The organism is Novosphingobium sp. GW835-FHT14H07 (assembly GCF_058793515.1).
On the sequence record NZ_JBXAFX010000051.1, the window covers coordinates 1 to 10,186 of the forward strand.

A 10,186-nucleotide genomic window follows, 5' to 3' on the forward strand; every position below is an offset into this window, starting at 1 on the left:
AGCATTCGGAATTGGACCCTCGGCCCTGACCGAAACCATGATTATGCTCAATAAGCATTTCGCCAATGCTGCCTAATTGTCAACGGCACTGTAAAAATCCCCGGAAGTGGCAAAGTAAAATTCCCCACTTTGGGCTTTGGGCGGTCAGTTGGTTGGCGGCTGTCCTCCATTCTTGGGTGGGCGACCGCGGCGGCGAGGTTCAACCAGAGCGGGCGGTGTAATTCGCGCATTTGATCTGATGTGTTCGGGCAGCAGATCGGCGTGCCGACGCAAGCGGTAGCTTGAGCCATCGATCTGGATGACGATGGCATGATGCAGCAATCGATCGAGCAGGGCTGTTGCGACTACAGGGCTGCCGAAGATGTCTCCCCACTCGGCAAAGCCGCGGTTCGAGGTCAGTATCATGGCACCCTTTTCGTAGCGCGCGTTGACCAATTGGAAGAACAGGTTGCCGCCCCCGGGTATGACCGGGAGGTATCCGATCTCGTCGACGATCAGGAGCGATGGCCGGCAGTAGAAGCGAAGCCGCTCGCGCAATGTGCCTTCGCGTTCGGCTTTGGCGAGGGCGCCGATCAGATCGGCCAGCGTGATGAAGGTGACGCTTTTGCCTGCTTTGACGGCTTCCAGGCCAAGAGCACTGGCCAAGTGGCTTTTGCCGGTACCGGGCGGGCCGAGCAGATGGACGACCTCGGCGCGCGCAACGAAGTTGAGTTCGGCCAGTGCCATGATCCTGGCCTTGTCGAGCGAGGGTTGGAACGAGAAGTCGTATCCGGCCAGCGTCTTCACGGTATTGACCCTACCCATGCGCAGCGCCGTACGTATGCGGCGCTCCTCACGGAAGGTCAGCTCCTCGAGCAACAACTGCTCCACAGCCTCAAGGGCTGTGATCTCTCCACGGTCGAGACGCGATACGCAATCATCGACGACTTCGATCGCGCGCGGCATCTTGAGGCCAACCATGCTGCATTTGATGCGGTCGAGCACGGACGCTGACGGGTCCGGCAGCAGCGAGTTCATGCTCTTGCTCCTGCTAGTTGCTGACCAATGGCGGCATAAATGTCGAGAGAGCGGCGCGCCACTTGCTGTCCGGTAAATCCATGCGGCAACGGCAGATCGTCGTTCCGGCGCTGATGGCGCCGGTGTCCATCAAGAAGGGAACGTTGCCGCCGCCCTTCCAGCAATGGATGGCGTGCGATCAGGCGATCATCTTCAAAGATCCGGATTTCGTCAGCGAGGCTGTGGACTTCGACAACGCGGCGTCGGGTTGCATCGGGGACCGAGTAGTAGTTGCCGCCGACGCTGACCATTCCTTCATGGCTGATCCGGCGCTCCAGCTTGAGGACGGCACCGAACGGCACCAGGGGCAAAGGCTGCAACGCAGGCCGTTCCTCGGCGAAGGCCTCGTTGACGACACGCCCTGTAGATGCGTGCAGGCGGGGATTGGCGACAGTGCTCAGCCAGCGGTCGAACTGCGCGTTCAGGTCGTGCAGATCGCGGAACGCGCCGCCCAGGAAGAAGTCCTCGCGAATGTAGCGGAATGGCCGCTCGACCTTGCCTTTGGTCTCCGGCCGATAAGCGCGGCAGGCCTTCGGCAGATAGCCGTAATGCTTCGCAAACTCCCCCAGCGTGCGATTGTAGACGACACGGCCATCCTCATCTTCACCGATAACGGCAGTCTTCATGCGGTCGTACAGGATCTCGCGCGGCACGCCGCCGATCGCCTCGAATGCCGCACGATGGCATGCCAGCACGCTCGGCATAGTCTGGCGCATGACGAACCGGCCCCAGATCAGCCTGGAGAAGCCCAGAACCATGGAGAACAGCCAGACGATTTGCACGCGATCGGGCGCGTCGGCAAAACGCACGCGGAATTGTGCAAAGTCGACTTGAGCCTGCTCGCCCGCAGGCGTCTCGAAGCGCACGGCATATGGCTTGCCTCCACCTGCCGGTCGTAGCGTGCGCACCACGTCGCGCACCGTGCTGTAGCCACCGGTGTAGCCGCGTTCGCCAAGCTCACGCGCGAGCCGCTGCGCGCTCAATCCTGGATAGGCTTCCAGACGCGCTCGCAAGTAACCCATGTGAGGATCAAGCAGGCGTTCGCGCGGTTGGCGAGGACCGTAGGTCGGCACCTCAATGCCACGGCCAATGTATTTGCGGACTGTCTTGCGGTCGATGCCGACTTGCCGGGCTATGGCGGCAATCTTCACGCCTTGGCGGTGCAAATCCAGGATCATCATCAGATCTCCAAGCTTCTTCATCGCAGCACCGCCTCCCACCGGGGAAGCTATGCCGGATTTTTGGAATTTGACCCTGTCCGGGGCGCGCCCCGGACAGGGTCAACGAGAAGAAGTGGGGAATTTTCAAATGTCACTTCTGGGGCATTTTACTCCGCCATCAACACTAATCCCCCAACTGGGTGACGCCGCGCGGCCGTGCCCCATGTTTGCAACAGAGCCCAAAAACACATCGGATTTCAGCTTGATAGGAAAAATTCGATGCGCAAGCTCCTCAAGGACCTCGAGATGCTTTTGACCGCCGGCGCACTGTGCGTGGCATCAGCGATCGGATACTTCGACGAGTGGGCAGCAAAGGATGCCGCCCTTGGCTTCGCGCGCCTTCTTCACGCCATCATGATGACGTTGATGGGTCTCTCGACCGCCGCGATGGGCACGCTCGTCTTTCTGGTCCTGACGGTATGGGCCAGCGAGGCTCGCTCTGCCATGCACCGCAAGCGCCAGGCGAAGCTGCGGTTCGCCGCCGATGACCTGCACGTCACCTGGTGCGACGAGGCCCCGGAAATGAAGATGGCCGCCTGAAGGGTCAATGGCCGATGGACGTGCGGACACCGCACGTCCAAACTAACCGCATCCGACATCCCAGAGGCTGCGCAGCCTGTCGCTCTTTGCGGCCGCTCACGCTTGCTTCCAGTTCGAGCATCACAGCCATGAATCTCGCCGACCCAGCGAAGCCATTCTTCTCTTACATCTCCCACAAGGGCGAAACCTTATGCTGCCTGATTGGCAGTCCTGAAGGAGTTGGCGTTTCGTACCAGGCATTCCGCAGCGATCTGGACCTTCCCACTCATGGGGTGTGGAACCCGCGTGAGAAGACCCTTGCTCTCCATGGTGATGATGGTTTCGTTGAAACCGACGCTGTCATCACAAGCGGTCCCTATCTGGTTGTCGAGCGTGATGGTGCCCTGACGGTCGAAGCTAATGGAGAGCGGCAACTGGTCGAGGGCGAGTTCCTCATCACGCCGCGCTTCCTTGACGCTCTGCCAATCGGCCAACGCCGCGACAGCATGCTTCAGGGTGGCGATGAGGACGACCTCAACGATGACAGCGCCCTCCCCTTGCATCTGGACGACCTCGAGCTCGGTCGCCCCTTCTCCACCCTCTGATTGCGGAGTTCGCCATGTACACGCCGATCATGATCGCCAACACGATCGTCCGCAATCATCCAGGCCGCTTCGATATCCAGCAGATCGCCAAGCTCGTCCAGATCATTCAAGGATGGGGTCTCGAAGGCGGTAAAAGCATCGTCTGCGAAAGCCCGGTGGCCTGGGAATACGGGCCAATGCACGAAAGCCTCTACGTGGCCTGTCGCCATAGCGGTCTGACAACCGCCCGGCAGAAGCTTCATCTCCCGATCGTCCCTCCCCTTGGCACCATGGCTCCTCTCGTCCCGAGCGAAGACAGCTGGACAAATGCTCTGATCGGCCAAGTCGTTGCCCTGTATGGCAACCTCACAGGCATCCAGCTCTCTTCGATGCTCAATCGCAAAGGTACACCGTGGCACGAAGTTTACGGTGCGTTCCCGAGGCTTCGCGGGAAGCTGCATGGCATGCCCATCAGCGATGACGTGCTGATGAGGCACTACCAGCGCCTGCGCGCCGATTCCAAGATCATGCAACGCAAAGCTGCATGATCTTGGAATAACAGTTCTTCGCTAGCCGCGCGAGAGTGGCTCTTCGAGCTGAAGCTTGTGAAAGAGATCGCTCCCCATCGAGGGAGGAAAACCGCGCAACAAAAGGAGATAGCGCATGGCAAAGAACCGCAAGTTCAGTCCGATCTTTCAGGCGACCGTGACGTTTGGCGACGACATGGTCGTAGGCAACGACAAGAACGGCAACATCTACGGCCGGGTATCCGGCCAGGTCAGCTACAAGGATGGCTCGACGCTGGGTCGCACCATCATGGCCTTCGGGGGCGCATTGAAGGCGATCCAGCCGCATTTCCTGCCTGGCGCCACAGTGCAGCTCGCCATCCAGCACGATGAAGGCACTGTCGTGATCGTCGGCCTGCCCCGAGAGAAGCGCGCTATTGCCGCTTGACGCCAGTGCCGCATGGCCTGGAACCTCGAACCCCGTCCGGCAGGCGCCGGGCGGGGTTTTCACTTAAAGCCAGGCGTTCTTGGTCTTAAGCGATTCCAAGATCATGCAAGCTGCCGTTGCATGATCTTGGAATGCTTTCACTCCGTCTCGCCTCAAGTCATTGGTTTCCCATGTAGGGCTTGAACTTCTCGCAAAAGCCTGTCCAGGATGCGATCAGCCGCTTTCCAGTTGGCATTTCGCCCTTCGACTTCATGAATGCGCGGTAGTTATCGGCTATCATATCAATGTCGTATCCATTGCCATGCTCGCGGGCGATCTCGACAAACACCTCGCCATCAGAAGCATAGCGCAGTGAGCCAGTCGGAAACTCAATTTCTGACTGCTCAATCAGTCCCAACGTAGGTTGGTGCGTCGCCCGATCATCAGAGGCCTTCGTAGCCTTGGTGGCATCGCGCTTGGCCTTTGGCAAAGCCTTCACAGGAACCTTGCTAACCCTATCTGCAACCGGCCGAGGCGAGTTGCGCATCTTGATACTGCGGTCGCCGATCTCGATACGAGCTTCGGGATAAAGACCTGCGACCAAGTCCAAAGTGTTCTTCAGTTTCCACCGGACCTGAGCCGGGGATTCCATAGAGTTACCCATGTGAACGGCCAGTTGCTCGTAATTCAACTCGACGACCTTCCCTTCAGGAATTCGCGGCAAGCGAAATGCGAGATAGGTATAGAGGTCAATCGCGGTAGGTTTTGTTCGAACTGCATGGATAGCGTTCATATCGAGACGCACTGCATGTTCTCGCAAATGCTCAAAGAAGGTCTCGGAGATCCTGAGTTCACGATTGAAGGTGCCGTCTGGGTTGTTGAGACCGCTGTAATTGTGCGAGAGCTTAACCTCATCCACCTTGAAGGCTGACTCCGCCTTGCCCGGATCACTAGCTTCCCAGTTGATCATCCACTCGCAAGCCAAGAGACGATCGAGCTGCTCTACAAGCTTGTCGGTCTGTCCACGCCGGCCACGGCTTGCACCTTCGTACCCAAAACGCCGCATCATGTCCCGGAAGCTGCCACCGAGGAACACGTCGCGGGAAGTCTTCATGACCGCCTGGCTGAGGATCGAGATCAGAATGATGCGCGGATAAGCCCCGAACGGCACCCCGAGGTTCACCAGTTCAGACTGGCCCTCGCTGTTCCTGATGAGCCTAGGCTTCGGTGTCACAGCCAGCGAATAGCTGCCGTCTTGCCGAATGATCGGCTGAAACTCCTTGTCCCCCTGTGGGCGCTTCGTAGGCAAGCTCATCGAGCACAGGACGCTGTGCAAAAACGCAGGTGCCGGGTCTTGGCTATGGACTGCGAAGGCCACTTCGAACAACTCAAGTTGCCCTTGGGTTGCTGCCTGCGTTCGTAGAGCCTCAGCGTCACCGGCTTTGAGTTCGTCTGCCCAAAACTGCCCCTTCGGCTTTGACCAAGTTAAACGACGGCTCATACCCTGTCTCCAATGGCCGAATCGGGCTCATCGATTCGCCTCTTGGGCTGCTAGAAACGCCAAAAGGGTACGTTTTGGCAAGCCGGTTTGCGATTATTCCGTGAACATACCATCAAAAGCGCCAATTTGCGTGATGCACGGAACGTCTCACAAGTTTCCAAATCCTATCTTCCAAATTGAAAATCAGGTTGTGGAATTCCAGGCACCGGCCTTTCGGGTTCCATAGGGATAGACTCTATAGGAAGGTGTATTCCGTGATCAGACCATACGGCATTCCAAGAACATGCCGCTTTCATTCCATGATCATGCCAGCAGGATTTCGAGATCAGACACGAAATTTCCTGATCATGCATAGTTGTCCACACCCTCCCAGAAAGCCGGCTATTCCAAGATCATGCAGGTTCAAATTCGGGTGACCCCTGCCCTTCCCTGCCTCTTACTCAGGCCACGAAGTGAATCCCCTAACCTGCAGATTTCAAGATCATGCACTCGCAACCGAAATTTTAAGCTAAACGCTGGCAGTTTGCGCTTTTCCTACTATAAAAGCTTCAAAACCGCAAATGTGAGGCCAAACTGTGAACAACAGCTCTCTGCACGTTGAAGATGAGATGCCCGCCCTCCCCCTCGTTGACGAGGAAGATAGTGGGCAGCCAAATCCGCAGGAGGAGGATATGTATCTCGATGCGGATGAGAGTCTCATTCGCATTCACAAGCAGGCCAATCGCGTGCTCGAAGCAATTCGCGATGAATCCTCGGGTGATGCCGGACTGCGGCCTGAGCCTACCTTTCCCATCTCCCGCGTCGCTGAGTTGGTTGGGAGAACAGATTCCCTGATCCGAGAGGCTGAAAAAGCTGGACGGCTGCCCGAACCACAACGGGGTCAAAATGGGAGGCGTGTGAACTACCCGCTCAGCGCGGTGAACCACATGCGCCAGATCTTTGGCACTGCTCCCCGCCGTGAAGCGTATGAAGAGCCGGCCATCATCGCGGTTCAGAACTTCAAGGGCGGCGTTGGCAAGTCAACCATCGCGGTCAATCTTGCCCAGTATCTCGCAGTCAAGGGTTACCGGGTCTGCCTTATCGACTGCGATAGCCAGGCAACGTCAACGTCTATGTTTGGCTACCGACCGGATCTCGATCTCGACGGTGACCTTGACACCCTATATGGATACCTGCGCGCGCCCGAAGAGGGTGTCCAGCCAAGGATGATCAAGGATACGCATTTTGATGGTCTGAAGTTGGTACCGGCAAACCTTGATCTCTATCTCTCCGAATATGAGATCGCGGCAGAGGTTGCTCGCACCGATGGGGAAGACGCGGCGCTGGTGTTCAACCGCCTGGGCGACGCTGTCCGCGAGATCGCCAACGACTTCGACATCGTCATTCTAGACCCGCCGCCGGCACTGGGAATGATCTCGCTAGGTGTGCTCTCGGTGGCAAACGCCATGGTTATCCCAGTGCCACCGACCATCGTGGACTTCTCCTCGACCGCCTCGTTTGTGGGGATGGCTTGTCAATCGATGCAGCATCTTGCTCGCTATCGCGCACGGCCGATCTTCAATTTCGTGCGGATTGTTGCATCCAAGACGACCGAGAATAAGGGCATGCACAAGACTGTCCTGAACCTCATGCAGGATGTGTTCGGCCGCTCCATGCTGAACTCCACTCTCAAGGAATCGGCTGAGATCGACAATGCCAGCTCACGTTTCAAGACTGTCTACGAACTCGACCGGCCCATTTCGAAGCGCGATGTTCACGAACGTTGCCTTGCATCTCTTAACGCTGTTTGTGCTGAAATTGAGCTTGAGGTGCGGCGTACTTGGCCTTCGCATATGGAAGCTCTGGTGCGGGAAGGGCTCGCATGACCCAACTCTCACGCCACTGTTTCAGTCTGAAACTTATGAGCCAAGCGCCGATGTTTCAGACTGAAACTCCAGCTGACGCCGGGGGCAGATCGCGATGTTTCAGTCTGAAACATCGCGATCCAACTATGATGTTTCAGACTGAAACATCTGTCCGATTCTCAACCACGAAGCGCATTTCAGGGCGAAGTGCCTTACGGGAAATGATGGAAGATCAACCACATATGCCTTCCGGCAGCCAAATGTTTCAGTCTGAAACCTCGTTATTCCCTGCTGTAGCAGTACCGATGTTTCAGACTGAAACATTCGAGATTGGCGTCGCCTCTTTGCCTGCCTGTAAGGGTAAATCGGACCAATCGAAGGTCGTGTTTCAGACTGAAACATCGGCGTACAGGTCGGCTGCATCTTCTCCCAACTTGTTTGAAACCAATCTGATCGCGCCGCACATAATGTCCTCATTTCCAACCTTGCGGGGAGCCCTCAATGTCTAAGTCGACCCACAAACAATTTGGCGCTAACATTTTAGCGCGGGTGAACAAGATGCAAGACGACGAGGCGACCAGCCCAGGTCAGGAGACAAATCCTGCAGCGCGCGTTCTCGACAATCGCGAGACGGCGTTGTCTAAAATTGCTGCAGGTAAGCGTAACGCAGATGGTACCCTCCTTGTCGATCCGGCACGTTGCCGGCCTTGGAAATTCCACAACCGAGATGACAATTGGCTTAGTCAAGAGAACTGCCAAGATCTCATCGATTCAATGCTCGCCATGGGTAAGCAGAACATTCCGGCAATCGTTCGTCGGGTAAAGGACGACCCAAATTACGACTATGAGGTGATCGCAGGGCGACGCAGGCACTGGGTTGTCTCATGGCTCAGGGAGAACGACCATGAGCACTTTGAGTTTCTCATCAGCGTCCAGAGCCTTTCCGACTCCGAAGCATTTCGTGTTGCGGATTTGGAAAATCGCAACCGCAAAGATCTAACCCCGATAGAGAGAGCTCGTGATTGGTTGGTCGGTCTCAACGAGTTCTACGGTGGCAACCAAAGGACAATGGCAAGCCGACACGGGGTCAGCCCAGGGCTGCTTTCCAAGTACATTCAGCTTGCTCAGATGGATCCGGAGCTGCTCAGCGCTTATCCAAATGTTTTCGAACTTGGCGTTCACCACTCGTCGGTAATTCTTCCTCTCTGGAAGGATGAGCAGTTGCGTCCATTCATTCGCTTGGAGGCACAGCGGATCACCGATGAGAACGCAAAGGCGATTGAAGAGGGAAGGGCGCCCCTGAACGCAACTCAAGTAACCGCTCGGCTTAAGTTAGCGACAAAACAAAAGCCGAAGGCCGAGTTGCCAGAGCCGCGGGTTTTGCAGTCCCAGGCAGGCAAGCCCATGATGCTTGTTACCCCTGCCGTGAACGGCGACGTGACATTGAAGGTGCATGCAAGGTCTGGCGCAACTCGCAGCGAGCTTATGGCCGCCTTCGCAGCAGCAATTGCTGACTTGGCTGAGTAAACACGCGTAGATTAAAAGCGAAGATCGTGAACAAAACGCGAAACAGCCATAATTTCGATTTCTAGGCGATTTGAGAGGGGGGTGCCCCTCTCAGGTCCCGTGGGAAGGCGCTTGCCAATTTTCGCGCTGATATTGCCTCCTGGAGGCCAGCGAAAAAGCGCATCAAAATCAACATTTTAGACACTTTTCCCGCGAGAAAAGCTGCATTTTCTTCCAACCCGGCCAAAATAGCGCATCCTCTAAGTCTGATCACCGCTTCTAGTGTTGGACCCAAGCGCAACACAGGCTGGCCTAGAGATATGCCATTCGATGAGAATGGCCTCAGGACGGGGCAGGGTCTAATCGATCGCTCCTGCCATCCGATGGGGCGACGCCCGCAGGCTCACCAGGCGAACGCCAGCCAATCTGCTGACAGCGAGCAGCTCGGCCTTGCGGCCGATCTCGACTGTCTTGCGCAGACCCAGATCCGTCATCCCGAGCAGCCGCTCGAGCTGTGATGATCTCAGCGATCCATGGATGGCGACCAGCTCGACCACAGCCGACAGCCTCGATGAGCTGCGCGTCAATGCAGACGCACGCTCGGCCACCTTACGGATTGTCCCCGCGTCGCGAATGCAAGCCATCGCGACCTCGATGGATCGCAGAAGGGCGTTGAGAGCTTTGAGGTGTACCTCCGCTGCAAGAGCATCGGGCTGGAGCAGTTTCTGGTCGAACATCCCGGGGCAGGGAAGGGCAGGGGCCCCGGCGCCCAGACGCGGCACCAGGCTTGCCATCGCCAAGTCGAGAGCCCAGCGAGGCGATCGCGCGCGATCCCGTTCCAAGGTTACTACCCGGAAACCCAGATCGAACTGATGCTCTCCTCGTCCCTGGGTGGCAAAGAGCTCGGTATCTGCTGCTGTCATCGCCAGTGTCACTATGCTCTCCAGCTGTAGCGCGACATCGTCGGTGACTGGTCAGCGACATTGATGGTGATGTGTCAGCGGTGACGTTGGGGATAGTGTC

10 protein-coding genes are annotated in these 10,186 nt (G+C 57.1%); 6 read left to right on the forward strand and 4 right to left on the reverse strand.

Annotated features, from left to right (window positions below):
- Nucleotides 1-144 precede the first annotated feature (144 nt).
- Together istB and istA are read right to left on the reverse strand one after the other, a co-directional pair.
- The gene (gene istB / locus AC1Q5P_RS21330; RefSeq protein ID WP_039338571.1) at nucleotides 145-1,017 is read right to left on the reverse strand and encodes an IS21-like element helper ATPase IstB; all 873 of its coding nucleotides are present in this window, start codon (nucleotides 1,015-1,017) and stop codon (nucleotides 145-147) included.
- Entirely contained in the window at nucleotides 1,014-2,258 is a 1,245-nt protein-coding gene (istA, locus tag AC1Q5P_RS21335) for an IS21 family transposase (protein ID WP_039338569.1), read from the reverse strand. The genes istB and istA overlap by 4 nt, the downstream gene beginning before the upstream one ends.
- A gap of 237 nt (nucleotides 2,259-2,495) precedes the next feature.
- Here istA and AC1Q5P_RS21340 point away from each other — a divergent pair, with 237 nt between their 5' ends.
- The 4 genes from AC1Q5P_RS21340 to AC1Q5P_RS21355 all read left to right on the forward strand — a co-directional run bounded on the left by AC1Q5P_RS21340 (nucleotide 2,496) and on the right by AC1Q5P_RS21355 (nucleotide 4,333).
- Nucleotides 2,496-2,816, forward strand: coding sequence for a hypothetical protein (locus AC1Q5P_RS21340; RefSeq protein ID WP_481135851.1), 321 nt, complete (start codon nucleotides 2,496-2,498; stop codon nucleotides 2,814-2,816).
- A 128-nt stretch (nucleotides 2,817-2,944) separates the two neighbouring features.
- Nucleotides 2,945-3,400: a hypothetical protein gene (locus AC1Q5P_RS21345; RefSeq protein WP_481135850.1), complete on the forward strand. Its 456-nt coding sequence runs from the start codon at nucleotides 2,945-2,947 to the stop codon at nucleotides 3,398-3,400.
- A gap of 14 nt (nucleotides 3,401-3,414) precedes the next feature.
- Nucleotides 3,415-3,927: a Panacea domain-containing protein gene (locus tag AC1Q5P_RS21350; RefSeq protein ID WP_481135849.1), complete on the forward strand. Its 513-nt coding sequence runs from the start codon at nucleotides 3,415-3,417 to the stop codon at nucleotides 3,925-3,927.
- A gap of 115 nt (nucleotides 3,928-4,042) precedes the next feature.
- On the forward strand, nucleotides 4,043-4,333 hold the full coding sequence (locus AC1Q5P_RS21355; RefSeq protein ID WP_481135848.1) for a hypothetical protein: 291 nt from the start codon (nucleotides 4,043-4,045) through the stop codon (nucleotides 4,331-4,333).
- 157 nt (nucleotides 4,334-4,490) lie between these two features.
- Here the strand turns inward: AC1Q5P_RS21355 and AC1Q5P_RS21360 are convergent, their stop codons facing one another.
- Nucleotides 4,491-5,813: a replication protein RepA gene (locus AC1Q5P_RS21360; protein ID WP_481135847.1), complete on the reverse strand. Its 1,323-nt coding sequence runs from the start codon at nucleotides 5,811-5,813 to the stop codon at nucleotides 4,491-4,493.
- Nucleotides 5,814-6,484: 671 nt separating this feature from the next.
- Between AC1Q5P_RS21360 and AC1Q5P_RS21365 the strand changes: the two genes are divergently transcribed.
- Together AC1Q5P_RS21365 and AC1Q5P_RS21370 are read left to right on the forward strand one after the other, a co-directional pair.
- The gene (locus AC1Q5P_RS21365) at nucleotides 6,485-7,678 is read left to right on the forward strand and encodes an AAA family ATPase (RefSeq protein ID WP_492519968.1); all 1,194 of its coding nucleotides are present in this window, start codon (nucleotides 6,485-6,487) and stop codon (nucleotides 7,676-7,678) included.
- Between the two features lie 480 nt (nucleotides 7,679-8,158).
- On the forward strand, nucleotides 8,159-9,184 hold the full coding sequence (locus tag AC1Q5P_RS21370) for a ParB/RepB/Spo0J family partition protein (RefSeq protein ID WP_481133714.1): 1,026 nt from the start codon (nucleotides 8,159-8,161) through the stop codon (nucleotides 9,182-9,184).
- A gap of 338 nt (nucleotides 9,185-9,522) precedes the next feature.
- Here AC1Q5P_RS21370 and AC1Q5P_RS21375 read toward each other — a convergent pair whose 3' ends face one another.
- Nucleotides 9,523-10,098 carry a hypothetical protein gene (locus AC1Q5P_RS21375; protein ID WP_492519969.1) on the reverse strand — a complete coding sequence of 192 codons (576 nt, stop codon included), beginning with the start codon at nucleotides 10,096-10,098 and terminating at the stop codon, nucleotides 9,523-9,525.
- Between the last annotated feature and the right edge of the window lie 88 nt (nucleotides 10,099-10,186).